The organism is Micromonospora sp. C81 (genome assembly GCF_018070425.1).
Lineage (GTDB): Bacteria > Actinomycetota > Actinomycetes > Mycobacteriales > Micromonosporaceae > Micromonospora > Micromonospora zamorensis.
Genome location: NZ_JAGPXS010000026.1, coordinates 39287 through 57699 on the forward strand (window position 1 = coordinate 39287; position 18413 = coordinate 57699).

The window sequence follows — 18413 nt, forward strand, 5'->3', positions numbered from 1 at the left end:
CTGTGTCACAGACTCCCGCGACGCGTCCTTGCGAGGCGGGTGCACCGAGGCCGCCCGGCCACCTGAGTTTCGACTCCGGGCAGCCACGGCCTTACGAGGGAAGGAATCCATTGAGCGACACCACCGACGTGACGTCGGATGTTTCCAACGTCGCTGGCGATGCCACCGCAGCCGCTCCCGCCCGTCGTCGGCGTAGCGGCACCGGTCTGTCGGCGATGCTGCTGCCAGAGCTGCAGAGCCTGGCTGCGTCGCTCGGCATCTCCGGCACGGCTCGCATGCGCAAGGGCGAGCTGATCGCCGCGATTTCCGAGCGGCAGGGCGGCAACGCCGCCGGGACCCCTCGACCACGGGCCGAGGTCGCGGCCGCGGCCGCTCCGACCCGTGAGGGGGTGCGCGCCGAGGTGCGGGAAACCGCCGACCGGCCGGCAGCCGAGGGGCGCAGTGCCGATCAGGCGCCCGCCGAGCCGGCCGCCGAGACCGAAGGTCGCACTCGCACCCGGCGGAGCCGGACCGCAGCAGCGGAGACCCGTCCGACCGAGACCCGTCCGACCGAGGCGCGTCCCGCTGAGGCGCGTCCGACCGAGGTCCGCGCCGAGGAGGCGCGTACCGAAGAGGCTGGCGCTGGCGAGCGGACCGACCGCGGCGAGAATCGCCGGGACCGGGCCGAGCGTCCGGAGCGCGCCGAGCGCTCCGACCGGGGCGAGCGCTCCGACCGGGGCGAGCGTGCCGAGCGGGGCGACCGCGCGGAGCGTGCCGACCGGGGCGACCGTGCCGAGCGGGGCGAGCGTGCTGACCGGGGCGAGCGTGCCGAGCGGGGCGAGCGTGCCGAGCGGGGCGAGCGTGCCGAGCGGGGCGAGCGCAACGACCGGGGCGACCGTGCCGACCGGGGCGAGCGCAACGACCGCGCGGAGCGTTCCGACCGGGGCGAGCGTGCCGAGCGCAACGACCGTCCGGAGCGGGCCGACCGCAACGACCGCGGTGACCGCAACGACCGTGGTCAGCGTGTCGAGCGTGTCGAGCGGGACAGCGACGACGACGACGGCGAGGGTGGCGGCCGGCGCGGCCGGCGCAGCCGTTTCCGGGACCGTCGTCGCGGGCGGGGCGAGCGCACCGAGACCGGTGCCGACACCGGTGGGCGTGAGCCGCAGGTCAGCGAGGACGACGTTCTCGTCCCCGTGGCCGGCATCATCGACGTGCTCGACAACTACGCGTTCGTGCGGACCACCGGCTACCTGGCCGGCCCGAACGACGTCTACGTCTCGATGTCCCAGATCAAGAAGTACGGCCTGCGCCGCGGTGACGCGATCACCGGTGCGGTGCGGGCGGCCCGCGAGGGCGGCAACAGCGGTGACCAGCGGCGCGACAAGTACAACCCGCTGATGCGGCTGGACACGATCAACGGGATGGAGCCGGAGGAGGCCCGGCGTCGACCGGAGTTCTACAAGCTCACTCCGCTCTACCCGCAGGAGCGCCTGCGCCTGGAGACCGAGCCGCACATCCTGACCACCCGGGTCATCGACCTGGTCATGCCGATCGGCAAGGGCCAGCGGGCACTCATCCAGTCGCCGCCGAAGGCGGGTAAGACGATGGTGCTGCAGGCGATCGCGAACGCGATCACGCACAACAACCCTGAGTGCCACCTGATGGTGGTGCTGGTGGACGAGCGGCCCGAAGAGGTCACCGACATGCAGCGGTCGATCAAGGGCGAGGTCGTCGCGGCCACGTTCGACCGTCCGCCGCAGGACCACACGACGGTGGCCGAGCTGGCCATCGAGCGGGCCAAGCGCCTGGTTGAGCTGGGGCACGACGTGGTCGTGCTGCTCGACTCGGTGACCCGGCTCGGTCGGTCGTACAACCTGGCGGCGCCGGCCAGCGGCCGGATCATGTCGGGTGGTATCGACTCCACCGCTCTCTACCCGCCGAAGCGCTTCCTCGGCGCGGCTCGCAACATCGAGAACGGTGGCTCGCTGACCATCATCGCCACGGCGCTGGTGGAGACCGGATCCATGGCGGACACGGTCATCTTCGAGGAGTTCAAGGGCACCGGCAACGCGGAGCTGAAGCTGGACCGGAAGATCGCCGACAAGCGCACCTTCCCGGCCATCGACGTCAACCCGTCCGGTACCCGTAAGGAAGAGGTTCTGCTCGCGCCGGAGGAGCTGGCCATCCTCCACAAGCTGCGCAAGGTCCTGCACTCGCTGGACTCGCAGGCGGCGATGGACCTGCTGCTCGACAAGCTCAAGAAGACACGTACCAACATCGAGTTCCTGATGCAGATCGCGAAGTCGACGCCGGGGGAGTAACCATCCCCGGGTGAGACGAAGGGGCACGGCCACTCCGGTCGTGCCCCTTCGTCATGTCTCCGGGCGGCACCTGATGGAATTTTCCTTCGGTTCAGTCGATAGGTATTGAAACTTCTATTCATTGCCGGGTTGACTGTCGTCCATGCGTACCCGCAGACGAACCGCCCGCCGCACCGGCGTCCTGCTGCTGACGCCGCTGCTCGCCCTGGCCCTGTCGCCACCGGCGACTGCCGCACCCACCGTCGCCCCATTCACCGTCGCCTCGCCGTCCCTGGCCTCACCCACGATCGCTGAGGACGCGCCGCCCGCGTCCTCCCGAGCGGCCGGCTCGGTCAGCCTGGCCGCCGCCCCGACAGCCGCGACCGCCCCGACCGCCGTCGCTGGTGGTCTGGAGCCGGCCGGCGGGCTGGAGACCACGAAGGCCACCCGGCCGGTCGCCCCGGGCGTGCAGCTGACGTCCTTCGACAGGTACGACGCCGAGGGCTGGCTGCGCGCCGACGCGCTCACCACCGATCTGGCCGGCGGCTCCACGATCGACTACGTCAACTCCGGCGCGGTCAGCCGGGCCGAGCCGCTGCGACAGGCGGTGGACCAGTCGCGCGCGGTCGCCGCGGTCAACGGCGACTTCTTCGACATCAACAACTCGGGTGCCGCCCAGGGCGTGGGCGTCCGGGACGGGGAGCTGATCCAGTCCGGGGTCAGCGGTCACCGCAACGCGGTGGCGGTCACCACGAACGGCCTCGGCCGGGTGATCGAGGTGAACTTCGACGGCAGCGCCACCCTGCCCACCGGGCCGGTCCCGCTGACCCAGTTCAACAACATGGTCCAGGCCGACGGCATCGGCGCGTTCACCGAGCTGTGGGGGGCGTACACCCGGCAGCGTGCCGTGGAGGGCGCGGCCCGGGTGGTCGAGGTCACCGTGACCAACGGTCGGGTGGCATCGGTGGGAAGCGTGGCCGGCAGCGGCCCGATCGCCGCAGGCAGCACCGTGCTGCTCGGCCGCGACCTCGGCGCGGACGCGCTGGCCGGCCTGCGCGCCGGTGACCCGGTGACGGTGGCCTGGCGGCCGAAGCCCTCCGACGGCAGCACCCTGCACGCGGCGGTCGGAGGCGGCAACGTCCTGGTCCGCGACGGCGTCGTGCAGAGCATCGCCGATCCGACCCTCGCCCCCCGCACCGCTGTCGGGTTCAGCGCCGATGGTCGAAAGATGATCATGCTGACGGTCGACGGTCGTCAGGTCGACAGCCGCGGCGTGACGCAGACCGAGATGGGCCGGATGATGGCCGAGCTGGGCGCCCACCACGCGCTCAACCTGGATGGCGGCGGATCGTCCACGCTGCTGGCCCGGGAGCCGGGCTCGCCCGCCGTGCAGGTGGAGAACGGCCCCTCCGACGGCAGCGAGCGGGCTGTGCCCAACGGCCTGGCCATCTACGCGCCGAAGGGCAGCGGGCGACTCACCGGCTACTGGGTCGAGACGGCCAGCGACCCCACCGCCGCCCCGGGTGTCTCACCGGTGCGAGGTGGGCGGCCCGACCGGGTCTTCCCGGGGCTGACCCGCACCCTCACCGCATCCGGCTACGACGAGACGTACGGCCCGGCGGCCGGTGCCCCCACCTGGCGGGCGACCCCGGCGGTACGCGGCCGGGTCGACCGTGACGGCGTGTTCCACGCCGGCGCGCCGGGGGCCAGCACGGTCACCGCCGCACGGGGACGGGTCACCGGCTCCCTGAACCTCACAGTGCTCGGCCCGCTGGCCCGGATCGGCACCACCACGCCGCGGGTCGGGCTGACCGGGCGGGACGGCAACGCCCTGGTCGGCGTGGTCGGGTACGACGCCGAAGGCAACACCGCGCCGATCGAGCCGGCCGACCTCACCCTCGACTACGACCGGGATCTGCTGCGGATCACCCCCACCGGGGACGGCAACCTGTCCGTCGCCGCGTTGGGGGACACCGGCTCCGGCCTGGTGACCGTTCGCGTCGGCCGCACGAGCGTGGTCCTGCCGGTCACCGTCGGCCTGACCGACGTGCCGGTCGCCGGGTTCGACGACGCCGCTTCCTGGCGCTTCAGCCAGGCCCGCGCCAGCGGGTCGGTCGCGCCCGCGCCGGGGCACACCGGCACCGGCCTGCGCATGTCGTACGACTTCGGCCAGTCCACCGGCACGCGGGCCGCGTACGCCGACCCGCCCGCCTGGATCGAGGTGCCCGGTCAGCCGCAGGCCTTCGGGATGTGGATCCACGGCACCGGCACCGGGGAGTGGCCCAGCCTGCACCTGCACGACGCCCAGGACACCCAGCACGTGCTGCGTGGCCCACTGATCACCTGGACCGGCTGGCGGTACGTGGAGTTCGCGGTGCCGGCCGGGGTGCAGTACCCGGTGCGGATACGCCGCTTCTACGTGGCCGAGACGAACGCCGCCGCGCAGTACACCAGCGAGGTGATCATCGACGACCTGGTGGCAAAGGTGCCCCCGACTGTCGACGTGCCGGAGGTGGCCCCGCGTACCGATCGGGTGGTGGTCCGCGACGGCACTGTGGACGGCGCGCCGTGGCGGTTCGCGGTGCTCTCCGACGCCCAGTTCGTCGCCGCCAACCCGGACAGCGACCTGGTCGCCCAGGCTCGGCGGACGTTGCGCGAGGTGCGGGCGGCCCGGCCGGACTTCCTCCTGATCAACGGCGACTTCGTGGACACCGCCTACCCGGCCGACTTCGCGCTGGCCCGGCGGATCCTCGACGAGGAGCTGGGCGACGCGCTGCCCTGGTACTACGTGCCCGGCAACCACGAGATCATGGGCGCCCCGATCAGCAACTTCGCTGCCGCGTTCGGTGCCACCTCCCGGGTGTTCGACCACAACGGCACCCGGTTTGTCACGCTGAACTCGTCCACCGGGACGCTGCGCGGCGGCGGCTTCGACCAGGTACGGATGCTCCGCGAGACGCTGGACGCGGCGGCCACCGACCGACGTGTGGGTTCGGTCGTCGTCCTGCACCACCACCCGCCCCGCGACCCCAGCCCGGCGCAGGCCAGCCAGCTTGGCGACCGCAAGGAGGCGGCGCTGCTGGAGCAGTGGCTGGCCGACTTCCAGCACCGCACCGGCAAGGGAGCGCTGTTCGTGGGCGGGCACGTCGGCACCTTCCACGCCGACCGTGTCGACGGTGTGCCGTACGTGATCAACGGCAATGCGGGCAAGACGCCGTCCACCCCTGCCGACCAGGGAGGCTTCACCGGCTGGACGGAGTTCGGCGTGGACCCGGTGACCTCGACCGAGGCGGACCGGGCCCGCCGTGACCCGCTCGCCGAGGGCCCACGCTGGGTGGACGCGGAGTTCCACGCGCACGTCGACCGGCTCACGGTGGCCGCCCCGGCCAGCGTCGCGGTCGGCACCCCCGCGATGGTCACCGCCACGCTGGCCCAGCCCGGCGGGCGTACGGTCCCGGTGGCCGCACCGGTCAGCGCCGACTGGTCGGCCTCACCGGGAGTGCACATCGGCTCGGCGGCCGGGGTGCGCCCATGGCACACCGCCCGATTCGACCCGGCTACCGGCACCCTGACGGCACTGCGGCCCGCCGCGCCGGTACGCCTGACGGTCGAGGTCAACGGCGCCCGTGCCGAGGCCACCATCACCGTCACCAGGTGAACTGTCCGGACGGGCCCCCACGCGCGGGGCCCGTCCGGACACCTCAGAAGTCGCCGTCGGCCACCTGGAAGACGGTCAGGCCGAGGGCCCGCCACATCTGGACCACCTGGACACGGTCGTCGAAGACGCCGGCCACCCGGTAACGGTCCCTGATCTCCCGGTCGTAGATCTCCCGCTTCACGATCGAGTCCTTCCGGGAGTCGCCGACGGCACGCAGGTGCAGGCCGAGGTAGGGGACCCGGACGTGCCGGGCCAGCCACGCCTCGGTGGCCGCGCGGGCGGAGGCGTCCCTCCCGGAGCAGAAGACCACCCCGTATCCGGCCGCGTGCATCGCCCGGACCGCCGCGATCACCGCCGTGTTCGGCTCGTCCTGGCCCACCCGGGTCATGTCGTACGGGCTGCGGGACACGGCCAGCGCGACGGTGCCGTCGATGTCCACCAGCACGATCTCGGGTGGCTCGGTCGACGGCGGGTGCACGACGGCGGGGTGCCCGGTGCGGGCCTGCGGCACCGGCAGCGGCAGGGTCCGCCCCTCCAGGTACCGCTCGTGCAGCCGACGGATCGCCTCGGCGCCGACCTGTTCGGCGACCGGGCGCGCGGCGTCGCGGCGCAGACACTCGGCCAGCGGCACGTCGGTGAAGTCGTGCACCTCGAAGTCCGCGCCGTGGCGGGCGGCCAGCTCAGCCCAGTCCCGCAACGTTCGTGAGCGCAGGTTGGTGTCGTCCACGCAGACGTCCGCGCGGGCCCTCAGCAACGCCTCGACCTGGGCCCGCTGGACGACTGTCACCTGGGCCTCGGCCCACTGGGTGAACAGCCGCTCGCCGTGCAGCATCCGGCGCAGGTCGTCCCGGTTGACCCGGACCACGGAGGGTTGGAGCGTGCGGGCGAACGTCGTCTTGCCCGAGGCGGGCAGTCCCCGGGTGGCGATCAGGCGGGTCATCGACGTCGCACCTCCGGCTCGGCGTGCGTACCCCCTGCGGGGCACCTGGTGGCGGTCCGCCGGGTGGGCGAATGCCCCGCCTGGCGGTGGGAATGCGGACGGGGAGGCACGTGTTGACGATGCCGGACGAGGTGTGCGGCCCGATTACCGGGTCGGCTCAGGCCCATGGCACACTGGTCAATCGGCCACCGGTTCCGGTTCACGCCCGAGCCCGTCGCGTACGGCGCGACGAGCGATGACGGCGACCCGGCGACCACCAACGAGAGGACCGAGGCGATGAAGGCAAACATCCACCCGGAGTACGTGACCACCGAGGTCAGCTGCTCCTGTGGCAACACGTTCACGACCCGCAGCACCGCCAAGGGCGGGGCGATCCACGCCGAGACCTGCAGCGCCTGCCACCCGTTCTACACCGGTAAGCAGCGCGTTCTCGACACCGCCGGCCGGGTCGCGAAGTTCCAGCAGAAGTACGCCAAGGTTCAGGCCAAGAAGGCCAAGTAGTTCCACGTTCGGCGCCCGCGTCCGGTTTTTCGCCGGACGCGGGCGCCGTCCGCATTTCCCCCAGTTTCCGCCCGGCCGCCGGCCTTCCGGCTCTCCCGGCTCGCACCGTCGAAGGAGCATCCGCAGCATGAGCAGCGAGCGTCTGGCCGGCCTCCTCGACGAGTACGCGGAGCTGGAGAAGCGGCTGGCCGATCCGGCCATCCACGCCGACCAGGCGACCGCGCGCAGGGTCGGCCGCCGCTACGCCGAGCTGGTGCCGCTGCACAAGGCCGCCGACGAGCTGGAACAGGCCCGCGCCGACCTGGTGGCGGCCCGCGAGCTTGCCGCGGAGGACCCGTCCTTCGCGAGCGAGGCGGAGTCGCTCGCCGCGACCCTGCCCGTGCTGGAGGAACGCCTCGCCGAGCTGCTCATCCCGCGCGACCCGCACGACGCCAAGGACGTGATCGTCGAGATCAAGGCGGGCGAGGGTGGCGAGGAGTCGGCGCTGTTCGCCGGCGACCTGCTGCGGATGTACACCCGCTATGCCGAGCGCCATGGCTGGATCACCGAGGTGATCGACGCGCAGGATTCCGACCTCGGCGGGGTCAAGGACGTCTCGCTCGCCATCAAGACCAAGGGTGTGCCGGAGGGCGGCAGCGGCGTCTGGTCCCGACTCAAGTGGGAGGGTGGCGTGCACCGCGTGCAGCGTGTCCCGGTCACCGAGTCGCAGGGCCGGATCCACACCTCCGCCGCCGGGGTGCTGGTGCTGCCGGAGGCCGAGGACGTCGACGTCACCATCGACGCGAACGACCTGCGCATCGACGTGTTCCGCTCGTCCGGCCCGGGCGGCCAGTCGGTCAACACCACCGACTCGGCGGTGCGGATCACCCACCTGCCGACCGGCATCGTCGTCTCCTGCCAGAACGAGAAGTCCCAGTTGCAGAACCGGGAGCAGGCGATGCGGATCATGCGGGCCCGGCTGCTGGCCGCCGCCCAGGAGCAGGCCGACGCCGCCGCCTCGGACGCCCGGAAGGCCCAGGTGCGCACGGTGGACCGCTCGGAGCGGATCCGCACCTACAACTATCCGCAGAACCGGATCACCGACCACCGGATCGGCTACACGGCGTACAACCTCGACCTGGCGCTCGCCGGCGAGCTGGACGGGGTGCTGGACGCCCTCACGGAGGCGGACCGCGCCGCCCGGCTGGCCGGCGACACCGAGCTGACCCGCCGCTGAGCAGCCCGGCCGCGCGCGACCCGTCGCCGTCGATCATGGGATTGTGGTGGGTGGTTTGTCGCGTCGTGGGCCTTTGGTGAGGCACCACAAGTCCTTGATCGACGCGAGCCCTGGCGGTCAGCTCGCGCGGGGACGGGACTTGGCGCGCAGCATCTCCCGGTCGGCCAGCTCGAAGGCGACGCTGAGCGCGTCGCGCAGCCCACTGCCGCCGGAGACCTCCGCGAAGCCGATGCTCACCCCGACCGGCGTGCCCGGCACCAGCGACTCCCAGTCCTCAAGTCGGACGGCGGCCTCGATCCGGCGGGCCACCTCGGCGGCCTCGGTCATGCCGGTGTCCGGCAGCACCACGACGAACTCGTCACCGCCGTAGCGGGCCACGAAGTCGCCCCGGCGCATCACCCGGTTGATCACCCCGGCGATGCGTTGCAGCACCAGGTCGCCGGAGTGGTGGCCGTGCCGGGTGTTGACCGCCTTGAAGCCGTCCAGGTCGCAGACGCCGATCACCACCCGCTCGCCCCGGGTGACCACTGCCGTGATGTACCGCTCCAGCCGGCGTCGGTTGGGCAGCCCGGTGAGCGGGTCGGTCAACGCCTCGCCCTCGAACCGCGCCGCCTCGCGGCGCATCTCCTCGTGGTCGATGCGGGCGGCGATGCCGTCGATGTAGACGTCCCGCAGCCGGTCGTTGCGTTGGGCGGCGAGCCGGAACGCCAGGCGGTCGGCCCGGTGCGCCGCCGGGTGGTCTCCGGCGCGGGTCAGCGCGATGCTGCGCAGTCGGGCCGGCTCGGCCGCTCCGAGCGTCTCGGTGGACACGTGCACGGTGTCCAACCGGGTGACCGCCTCGATCGGCCGCCCGGCGGCCACGGCGAGGCACACCTGCCCGAGCTGCCGCATGTCGCGGGCGCGGGCGCTGTCTCCGCCGTGGCTGATCAACCGGGCCGGCTCGGCCTCCCCGGTGGTCGCCACCTGGTCGCCGAGCGCGGCCTGCCGAGCCGCCGCGTAGCCGTACGCGGCGAGGCTGCTCGGGCGGAGCTGGCCGGCCCGCCCGGTGCGGACGAAGCGTGCCAGGTCGGCGGCCACGTCCCGAAGCACCCGCAGACACCCGTCGCTGTCGCCGTTGTGGTCCAGTGCCACCGCGTTGCGCAGCCGGATGCCCGGCGCGGCGAACGTCTCCTCGGGGATGCCGGCGGTCAACCCGAGCTGCCGGGCCCGCTCGATGGCGCCGAGGGCGTAACCGTGGAAGCTGAGGTAGCTGTAGGCCATCGCCAGGTCGTGCCAGCCCCACGCGGTGTCCCGGTCCGGGTCCTCCACCGCACCCAGGGCGCGGGCGGCTCGGACGAGGTGCATGACGCAGCGGTCCAGTGCGCCCTGGTGGTGGGCGGCGAGCGCGGCCAGCGCGTTGAGGTGCCCGTGCAGGTACGGCTCGGCGAGGTCGCGAACCGCCGCCGACGCCTCCTCGATGGCCCGGGTGAACTCCGCGGTCCGACCGAGATTGATCAGTGCGGAGAGGCGCTGCACCAGCGCGTCCGCTCGCGCGGCCGGGTCGGCCGTGGTGCGGATCACACGCTCCAGCAGGACGTACGACTCAGCGGAACGGCTGGCCTCCTGCAGTGCGCGGGCGTGCGTGAGGACATCAACCTGGTCATCGACCCGGTCGAGCCAGCCCACCCGCCAACCTCCTGCCGTGCGCGCTGGGCGCACCTGTTCGTCGCGCCGCCCGCGACGCTTCATGATTATGTCGTGAGTACTCTGCCGCAACACCCCCCCGGAGGGACAGGCCCCACCCGTCCGTCCGTCGCAGTGGCCCGATCGGCCCGGGTGCTCGCCGCCGCCGGGGTCGGCTCGGCCCGGGTGGAGGCCGAGTTGCTGGCCGCGTACGTGCTCGGGGTGCCCCGGGGTCGGCTGGCGCTCGCCGACGACCTCAGCGACGACCAGTTGGCGCGGCTCGACGACCTGACGCGTCGTCGCGCCGGGCGGGAGCCGTTGCAGCATCTGACCGGTCGCGCCGGGTTCCGGCACCTTGAGTTGCTGGTCGGCCCGGGTGTCTTCGTGCCCCGGCCGGAGACCGAGTTGCTGGCCGGGTGGGGCGTCGAGCAGGCCCAGGGCCGGCCCGACCCGGTGGTGGTCGACCTGTGCAGCGGCTCGGGCGCCATCGCGCTGGCGGTCGCCCAGGAGCTGCCGGGGGCGCGGGTGATCGCGGTGGAGCGGTCCCCGGCGGCGTTGGCCTGGCTGCGGCGCAACGCGGCGGAGCGGGCCGCGGCGGGGGACCGGCCGATCGAGGTGGTCGAGGCCGACGTGACCGCGCCGGATCTGCTGGCGGACCTGGTGGGCAGGGTGGACGTGCTGCTCTGCAACCCGCCGTACGTGCCGGACGACGTGGTGGTCCCCCCGGAGGTGGCCGGGCACGACCCGGCGGAGGCGGTCTTCGGCGGCGCGGACGGTCTGGCGGTGATCCGGCCGGTCGTCACCCGGGCGGCGGCGCTGCTGCGCCCCGGTGGCGCGTTCGGGGTCGAGCACGACGACACGCACGGCGCGGCGGTGCCCGGGCTGCTCGCCGGGCACGGCGGGTTCACCGCTGTCACGGAGCATCGGGACCTCACCGGACGGCCCCGCTTCGCCACCGCGTCCCGACGGGCGGACGGCCAGCACGCCCCGATCGGGGCGGCGTGGCAGACTGACTCCCCGTGATGCTCTACGACTGCCGGTCGCCCGCCGATCGGGACCGCGGCATCGCTGCGGCGATCGAGGCGGTCAAGAACGGCGAGCTGGTCGTCCTTCCGACGGACACCGTGTACGGGATCGGCGCGGACGCGTTCACCCCGTACGCGGTCAAGGCGCTGCTCGATGCCAAGGGCCGGGGTCGGCAGATGCCGCCGCCGGTGCTGATCGGCTCGCGGCACACCCTGGACGGGTTGGTCTTCTCGCTGCCCACCGCCGCACGGGATCTCGTGGAGGCGTTCTGGCCGGGTGCCCTGACGATCGTCGTCGAGCACTCGCCGAGCCTCCAGTGGGATCTGGGCGACAAGACGGGCACGGTGGCGGTGCGGATGCCGCTGCACCCGGTGGCGCTGGAGGTGCTGCGCGAGACCGGTCCGATGGCGGTCTCGTCGGCCAACAAGACCGGCCAGCCCGCCGCGGTGACCGCCGAGGAGGCGCGTGACCAGCTCAGTTACTCGGTGCGGGCCTACCTGGAGGCCGGGCCCTGCCCGGACCCGGTGCCCAGCACGATCGTGGATCTGACCGGTGAGGTGCCGCAACTGCTGCGGGCGGGGGCGATCCCGTTGGAGAAGCTGCGCGACGTCGTACCGGACCTCATCGACGGTCGGGCGGTCTGAGTGCCCCCGTTCACGGTGCTGCACGTGTGCATGGGCAACATCTGCCGCTCGCCGATGGCGGAGCGGCTGCTCGCCCTGGCGGTGCGGGAGCGGTTGACGCGGCGTGCGGAGGACCCGGCCCGCGCCGAGGAGCTGGTGCACAGCCACAGCGCCGGGACGGGTGGTTGGCACGCGGGCGAGGAGATGAACCCGCCGGCGGCGCGGCAGGTGACCGGCCGGGGTGGGGACGTCGAGGGGTTCGCCGCCCGCAAGTTGCGCTCGGACCACATCGACGCCGCCGACCTGGTCCTGACCGCTACGGCGGACCAGCAGGAGTACGTGGTGGCGCTGCGGCCGGACGCGGCGGCCCGCACGTTCGTGCTGGGGGAGTTCGGCCGGCTGTTGGCCGCGGTGGACGCCACCGCGTTGCCGCCGGGTGACGCGACCCCGGAGGCCGTGTACGCCCGGGGTGTGGCTCTGGTGGCGGCGGCCCATGACGTCCGGTTGGGCGCCTCGGCGTTGCCGACCGATGATCTGGACGACCCGTGGGGTCGCGGTGACCAGTGCTTCAGCCGGGTCGCCGACGAGATCGAGGAGACGGTGCACCCGCTGGCCGGCGCACTGCTGCCCTGAGCCTTGGTGCGAGTTTCCTCCGGGTTTGGGGAAAACCAGTGGCGAAAGGGGCGTTTCGGGTCATCCTGAACGGGTCCTAGCGTGACCGGCTCCTGCGGGGAGAGCTGATGATCCGGGCCCATCTCGACAAACTGCTGACCGTGGTGATCGCCGGAGTGCTGGCCGGGTTGGTGCTGGCCGCAGCCGCCCTGCCGGCGGCCCTGGCCTTCGGGATCGGGTTCAGCAACCTGTCCACGCCGTACTCAGAGCTGCCGAACACACTCCGTACGCCGCCGACCGCCCAGCGCTCCAACCTCTACGCCAACGACGGCACCACAGTGATCACCTCCTTCTACCAGGAGGACCGGGTGGACGTGCCGCTGCACGAGGTGGCCCCGGTGATGCGCCAGGCCATAGTGGCCGCCGAGGACGTCCGGTTCTACCAGCACAGCGGCGTGGACCTGCGCGGCGTGTTGCGCGCGTTCACCGTCAACAAGCGGGACGGGCGGACGCGGCAGGGCGCCTCCACGCTGACCATGCAGTACGTCCGCAACGTGCTCAGCAGCGACCCCCGGCTGACCGAGGCGCAGCGGGTGGCCGCCACCGAGGTCACCACAGTGCGCAAGCTCCAGGAGATGCGCTACGCGCTCGCGCTGGAACGGGAGCTCGACAAGGAGCAGATCCTCACCCGCTACCTCAACATCGCCTACTTCGGCGCAGGGGCGTACGGCATCGCGGCGGCCAGCAAGCGCTACTTCTCCCGGTCTCCGGCCGACCTGACCCTGTCCCAGGCGGCGCTGCTGGCCGGTCTGGTCCGGTCACCGGACAGCGACGACCCGATCAACGGCGACGCCGACGCCGCGCTGGCCCGACGGTCGTACGTGTTGGAGCGGCTTGTGGAGTCGGGGCAGGTGCCGGCGGACGCGGCGGCGGCGGCCCGGGCCGAACCGTTGCAGCTTCAGCCGAATGAGACCCCGAACGACTGCACCGGGGTGCCCGAGGCGCACAACGACTGGGGCTTCTTCTGCGACTGGTTCACCCGCTGGTGGAGCAGCCAGTCCGCGTTCGGCGCGACGGCCGACGAGCGGCAGCGCGCGCTGCGCCGGGGCGGGTTCTCGATCGTGTCGTCGCTGGACCCGGGGGTGCAGCGGGCCACCACCGAGCAGGTGCTGAAGATCTACCGGCCGACGGACGCCGAGGCGGTGCCGACCGCCGTGGTGCAGCCGGGCACCGGGCGGGTGCTGGCGATGTCGGTGAACCGTGCCTACAGCGTGCAGGACAACCCGGTCGGGCAGAAGAACCGCCCCAACACCGTCAACCAGCTGGTCGCCGGCGGTGGGGCGATCGAGGGGTACCAGGGTGGCTCGACGTTCAAGCTCTTCACCATGCTGGCCGCGCTGGAGTCCGGCCTGCCGCTGTCGACCGACTTCGTGGCGCCGACCCAGTTGCTCACCCGCTTCCCGGTCACCGGGGCGGCGAGCTGTGACGGTCACTGGTGCCCGACGAACGCCAGCCCCTCGTCGATGGACGGCCCGCGCACCATGTGGAGCGCGTTCGGCCGTTCGGTGAACACGTACTTCGCCTGGCTCACCGAGAAGGTGGGCGCCGACCGGGTGGTGGAGATGGCCGAGCGGCTCGGCATCGTGCTGCGGGCCGACTCCGACGCCAAGCTGGCCCGCTACGGCGCGAAGAACTGGGGCCCGTTCACCCTGGGCGTGGCCGCGACGACGCCGCTGGACCTGGCCACCGCGTACGCCACCGTGGCTGCCGAGGGGACCTGGTGCGCACCGCTGCCGGTGGTCTCGATCACCGACTCGGGTGGCCGGCCGGTCGACGCCGCCAAGCCGGACTGCCGGCAGGTGCTCGACCCCGACGTGGCCCGGGCGGCCACCGACGCGGCACGCTGCCCGGTCGGCGACCAGTCGATGTACGGGCGCTGCGACGGCGCCACCGCACCCGGGCTGCGCGCGCGGCTCGGCCGTCCCGTGGCGGGCAAGACCGGCAGCTCGGAGCGGTACGAGACGGAGACCGTGGTGGCGTTCACGCCGCAGTTGGCGGTCGCCTCGATGGCGGCGAACCCGGACGATCCCCGGGACGCGGTCGGTCAGGCGGTACAGGCCCGGATGGTGGACGCGGTCGGCGAGGTGCTCGCCGTCGCCCTGCGCGACCAACCGGTACGCGACTTCGTCCCGCCGAGCGAACGAACCGCCCTCCAGGTCACCGGAGCCCGCACCGGCAACTGAGACCTGCGGGGATCAGGGGGCCTGTTCGGCGTTGCGCGCAATGTTGCGAGCCATCCCGCCGAAGACCACCGCGTGGAAGGGCGCCACCGACCCCCAGTAGGCGTGGCCGCTCAGCCCGCGTGGCAGGAAGACCGCGCGTTGCTGGTAGCGGCTGCGGCCGTCGTCAGTTGGCAGCACCCGCATCTCCAGCCAGGCCCGGCCGGGCAGCCGCATCTCGGCGCGCAGCCGGAGCAACTCGCCCGGGACGATCTCCTCGACCCGCCAGAAGTCCAGCGCCTCACCGACCTGGAGGCGGTGCGGGTCGCGTCGGCCCCGACGCAGCCCGACCCCGCCGACCAGCCGGTCCAGCCAGCCGCGGATCGACCAGGCGAGCGGGAACGAGTACCAGCCGTGCTCCCCGCCGACACCCTCGACGATCCGCCAGAGCGCCGCCGGTGGGGCGTCCACCACCCTCTCGCGGACGTCGGTGTAGGCGGTGCCGCCGGACCACTTCGGGTCGGTGGGCAACGGCTCGGCGGGCGCGTCCGGGCCGCTCGCGTTCGACCAACGGGTCTCCACCTGGGCGTCACGCACCTTGGCGAGCGCCAGCGCCACCGCGTCGTCGAAGCCGGTCAGCCCACCGGGTGGGTCCGGCACGTACCGGGCGATGTCGTGCTCGTGCGCGACCGCCTCGTGGATCAGGCTCTCCACCAGGGGACGGGCGATGGCATTCGGCACGGGGGTGACCAGGCCGACCCAGTGCGACGAGAGCGACGGGGTGAGCGCGCGGACCGGCACGATGATCCGTCGGCGCAGCCCGGCCACCCGGGCGTAGCGCTGCATCATGTCGAGGAAGGTCAGCACGTCCGGCCCGCCGATGTCGAAGCCCCGGTTGACGTCCGGCGGAAGCGCGATGGAGCCGGCCAGGTAGCGCAGCACGTCGCGGACCGCGATCGGTTGGATCCGGTTGTGGACCCAGCGCGGGGTGATCATGGCGGGTAGCCGCTCGGTCAGGTACCGCAGCATCTCGAACGACGCCGAGCCGGAGCCGATGATCACCGCGGCCCGCAACACGGCCGTCGGCACCCCGCTGGCCAGCAGGATCCGGCCCACCTCGGCCCGGGACCGCAGGTGGGGGGACGGGACCTCCGCGTCGGACGCCGGCTCCGGCCCGCCCAGGTAGACGATCCGGCGTACGCCGGCAGCGCGGGCCGCCGCCGCGAAGTTGGTCGCCGCCGTGCGGTCGGCCTCCTCGAAGTCGGGCCGGCCCAGGGAGTGCACCAGGAAGTACGCGACGTCCACGTCGGCGAATGCGGCGGGCAGCGTCTCCGGCCGGCTCAGGTCCCCCTCGACGATCTCGGCCGCCGAGGCCCAGGGCACGTCCCGCAGCCGGACGGCCTTGCGGGCGAGGCAGCGGACGGTGTGCCCGTCGGCCAGCAGCAGCGGTGTCAGCCGCCCGCCGATGTATCCGGTGGCTCCCGTGACGAGGCATCTCACAGGTCCCAGTGTGCGGCCCCCTAGACTCGTTCGCTGTGGAGACCGAGACGAGCACCTTCTGGGGGCCGGATTTCGCGCAGCTCAGGGCCACCGACCCGGAGATCGCCGGGGTGGTCCTCGGCGAGCTGGACCGGTTGCGGGGTGGCCTGCAGCTCATCGCCAGCGAAAACCTGACCTCGCCGGCGGTGCTGGCCGCGCTCGGCTCGACCCTGACCAACAAGTACGCCGAGGGTTACCCGGGCCGGCGCTACTACGGCGGCTGTGCCGAGGTGGACCGGGCCGAGGAGATCGGCATCGCCCGGGCCAAGGAGCTCTTCGGGGCCGAGCACGCCAACCTCCAGCCGCACTCCGGTGCGAGCGCCAACCTGGCCGCGTACGCCGCGCTGGTGCAGCCGGGTGACACGGTGCTGGCGATGGACCTGCCGCACGGCGGGCACCTCACCCACGGCAGCCGGGTGAACTTCTCCGGCAAGTGGTTCCGCCCGGTCGGCTACCCGGTGCGGCCGGACACCGAGCAGATCGACTACGACGAGGTACGGGACCTGGCGCGGGCGCACCGACCCAAGCTGATCATCTGTGGTGCCACCGCGTACCCCCGGCTGATCGACTTCGCCCGTTTCCGGGAGATCGCCGACGAGGTGGGCGCGTACCTGATGGTGGACGCCGCGCACTTCATCGGCCTGGTCGCCGGCCGGGCCATCCCGTCCCCGGTGCCGTACGCCGACGTCGTCTGCGCCACCACCCACAAGGTGCTGCGCGGTCCGCGCGGCGGCATGATCCTGTGCCGCGAGTCGCTGGCCCAGCGCATCGACAAGGCGGTCTTCCCCTTCACCCAGGGTGGCCCGCTGATGCACGCCGTCGCGGCCAAGGCGGTCGCGCTGCGCGAGGCCGCCCAGCCGGAGTTCCAGACGTACGCCAGGCAGGTCGTCACCAACGCCCAGGCGCTCGCCGCCGGGCTGACCGACGAGGGCATGCGCCCGGTGTCCGGTGGCACCGACACCCACCTGGCCCTGATCGACCTGCGGGAGCTGGGGGTGACCGGCGCCGAGGCCGAGCGACGCTGCGACGCCGCGTCGATCACCCTGAACAAGAACGCCATCCCGTACGACCCGCAGCCGCCGATGGTGGCCTCCGGCATCCGGGTGGGCACGCCGAGCGTCACCACCCAGGGCATGCGGGAGGGGGAGATGCGGCAGGTGGCCACCCTGATCGCCCGTGCGGTGCGCACCGATCCCGGGGCACCGGGAGGCGCCGACGAGCTGACTCGGCTCGGCGCCGAGGTGGCCGAGCTGGTCGCGGCGTTTCCGGCGTACCCCCGTGGCTGAGCCCGGGGTGGTCGAGCCCGACGCCGACCGGCGGTGGCGGCTGCGGCACCTGCCGGTGCTGCTGGCCGCGTCGGCGGCGTTGGCGGTGGTCGCCGCGGTGGTGGGTGCGGTGACCGGCGGCGCGACGGCGGCGCTCGGCGCGGCGGCCGGCGTGGGCGTCACGGTGCTCAGCTACACCCTGACCACGGTGGTGCTGGCCCGGGCCGACCAGGTCAACCCGCAGTTGTTGCTGCCGCTCGGGCTGGGCCTGTACGTGCTGAAGTTCACCCTGCTGGGCGTGGTGATGGTGGCGGTGGCGTCGACCGGCTGGGCCGGGTTGGTCCCGCTCTGCCTCGGCATCGTCTCCGGGGTGGCAGTGTGGACGGCGGTGCACATCTGGTGGCTGACCACGGTGCACGCCCGCCGGCCGCAGGGCTGACCTGGCCGTTGGCAGGTCGTCCCAACCAGCGGACGCGCCGCAATGTGTCGGCCTCCGGTCATTTTCCGACGGGCGGAAGGGGAGTAGCGTGCCCACAGACGACGGCGCCCACGAGAAGCCCACACAACGATGGTTGTGCGGGGGGTGAGGCACAGCCTCGTCTTCCCGGCTGATATCGTTCGCCCCGTCATGGCTGGTGACCAAACCCCCCGTCCCGCCGGTGAACCGGACGATATTCCGTCCGGCGCCGGTCAGGGTTGGACCGCGCTCAGCTACCTCATCGGAGGCATGCTCGTGTGGGGTTTCATCGGCTGGCTGATTGACCAGTGGCTCGACACCGGCGGCGTTGCCACCGGGATCGGCGTCGTGCTCGGTATGGCCGGGGGCATCATCCTGGTCGTCCGCCGACTCGGCACGCCTACTTAGGAAGG

14 protein-coding genes are annotated in these 18413 nt (G+C 72.8%); 11 read left to right on the forward strand and 3 right to left on the reverse strand.

What is annotated here, in order from left to right:
• The first annotated feature begins 110 nt into the window (after positions 1 to 110).
• Positions 111 to 2303, forward strand: a complete 2193-nt coding sequence (gene rho, locus KBX46_RS29565; RefSeq protein ID WP_210795238.1) for a transcription termination factor Rho — start codon at positions 111 to 113, stop codon at positions 2301 to 2303.
• Positions 2304 to 2445: 142 nt separating this feature from the next.
• Positions 2446 to 5940: a phosphodiester glycosidase family protein gene (locus tag KBX46_RS29570; protein ID WP_210795240.1), complete on the forward strand. Its 3495-nt coding sequence runs from the start codon at positions 2446 to 2448 to the stop codon at positions 5938 to 5940.
• Between the two features lie 43 nt (positions 5941 to 5983).
• Here KBX46_RS29570 and KBX46_RS29575 read toward each other — a convergent pair whose 3' ends face one another.
• Positions 5984 to 6880, reverse strand: a complete 897-nt coding sequence (locus KBX46_RS29575) for an AAA family ATPase (protein WP_210795242.1) — start codon at positions 6878 to 6880, stop codon at positions 5984 to 5986.
• Positions 6881 to 7156: 276 nt separating this feature from the next.
• On the opposite strand from KBX46_RS29575, the gene rpmE reads away from it, so the two are divergent.
• Both rpmE and prfA read left to right on the forward strand, forming a co-directional pair.
• On the forward strand, positions 7157 to 7381 hold the full coding sequence (gene rpmE / locus KBX46_RS29580) for a 50S ribosomal protein L31 (protein WP_030333150.1): 225 nt from the start codon (positions 7157 to 7159) through the stop codon (positions 7379 to 7381).
• A gap of 127 nt (positions 7382 to 7508) precedes the next feature.
• Positions 7509 to 8597 (forward strand): peptide chain release factor 1, encoded by a 1089-nt coding sequence (gene prfA / locus KBX46_RS29585; RefSeq protein WP_210795244.1) that lies wholly within the window; start codon positions 7509 to 7511, stop codon positions 8595 to 8597.
• A gap of 117 nt (positions 8598 to 8714) precedes the next feature.
• On the opposite strand, the gene KBX46_RS29590 is transcribed toward prfA, so the two are convergent.
• On the reverse strand, positions 8715 to 10262 hold the full coding sequence (locus tag KBX46_RS29590) for a diguanylate cyclase (RefSeq protein WP_088949925.1): 1548 nt from the start codon (positions 10260 to 10262) through the stop codon (positions 8715 to 8717).
• Between the two features lie 72 nt (positions 10263 to 10334).
• Between KBX46_RS29590 and prmC the strand changes: the two genes are divergently transcribed.
• The 4 genes from prmC to KBX46_RS29610 all read left to right on the forward strand — a co-directional run bounded on the left by prmC (position 10335) and on the right by KBX46_RS29610 (position 14763).
• On the forward strand, positions 10335 to 11282 hold the full coding sequence (prmC, locus tag KBX46_RS29595) for a peptide chain release factor N(5)-glutamine methyltransferase (protein WP_210795246.1): 948 nt from the start codon (positions 10335 to 10337) through the stop codon (positions 11280 to 11282).
• Positions 11282 to 11929 (forward strand): L-threonylcarbamoyladenylate synthase, encoded by a 648-nt coding sequence (locus KBX46_RS29600; RefSeq protein WP_088949923.1) that lies wholly within the window; start codon positions 11282 to 11284, stop codon positions 11927 to 11929. Before prmC ends, KBX46_RS29600 begins: the two co-directional genes overlap by 1 nt.
• Entirely contained in the window at positions 11930 to 12541 is a 612-nt protein-coding gene (locus KBX46_RS29605; protein ID WP_088949922.1) for a phosphotyrosine protein phosphatase, read from the forward strand.
• A gap of 107 nt (positions 12542 to 12648) precedes the next feature.
• Positions 12649 to 14763: a transglycosylase domain-containing protein gene (locus KBX46_RS29610; RefSeq protein ID WP_210795248.1), complete on the forward strand. Its 2115-nt coding sequence runs from the start codon at positions 12649 to 12651 to the stop codon at positions 14761 to 14763.
• 12 nt (positions 14764 to 14775) lie between these two features.
• On the opposite strand, the gene KBX46_RS29615 is transcribed toward KBX46_RS29610, so the two are convergent.
• Positions 14776 to 16239: an SDR family oxidoreductase gene (locus KBX46_RS29615; protein WP_210795250.1), complete on the reverse strand. Its 1464-nt coding sequence runs from the start codon at positions 16237 to 16239 to the stop codon at positions 14776 to 14778.
• Positions 16240 to 16274: 35 nt separating this feature from the next.
• Between KBX46_RS29615 and glyA the strand changes: the two genes are divergently transcribed.
• The 3 genes from glyA to KBX46_RS29630 all read left to right on the forward strand — a co-directional run bounded on the left by glyA (position 16275) and on the right by KBX46_RS29630 (position 18408).
• Positions 16275 to 17564, forward strand: a complete 1290-nt coding sequence (gene glyA, locus KBX46_RS29620) for a serine hydroxymethyltransferase (protein ID WP_210795252.1) — start codon at positions 16275 to 16277, stop codon at positions 17562 to 17564.
• The gene (locus tag KBX46_RS29625; RefSeq protein ID WP_088949918.1) at positions 17557 to 17982 is read left to right on the forward strand and encodes a hypothetical protein; all 426 of its coding nucleotides are present in this window, start codon (positions 17557 to 17559) and stop codon (positions 17980 to 17982) included. The genes glyA and KBX46_RS29625 overlap by 8 nt, the downstream gene beginning before the upstream one ends.
• Before the next feature lie 189 nt (positions 17983 to 18171).
• The gene (locus tag KBX46_RS29630; RefSeq protein ID WP_088951984.1) at positions 18172 to 18408 is read left to right on the forward strand and encodes an AtpZ/AtpI family protein; all 237 of its coding nucleotides are present in this window, start codon (positions 18172 to 18174) and stop codon (positions 18406 to 18408) included.
• Positions 18409 to 18413 lie beyond the last annotated feature (5 nt).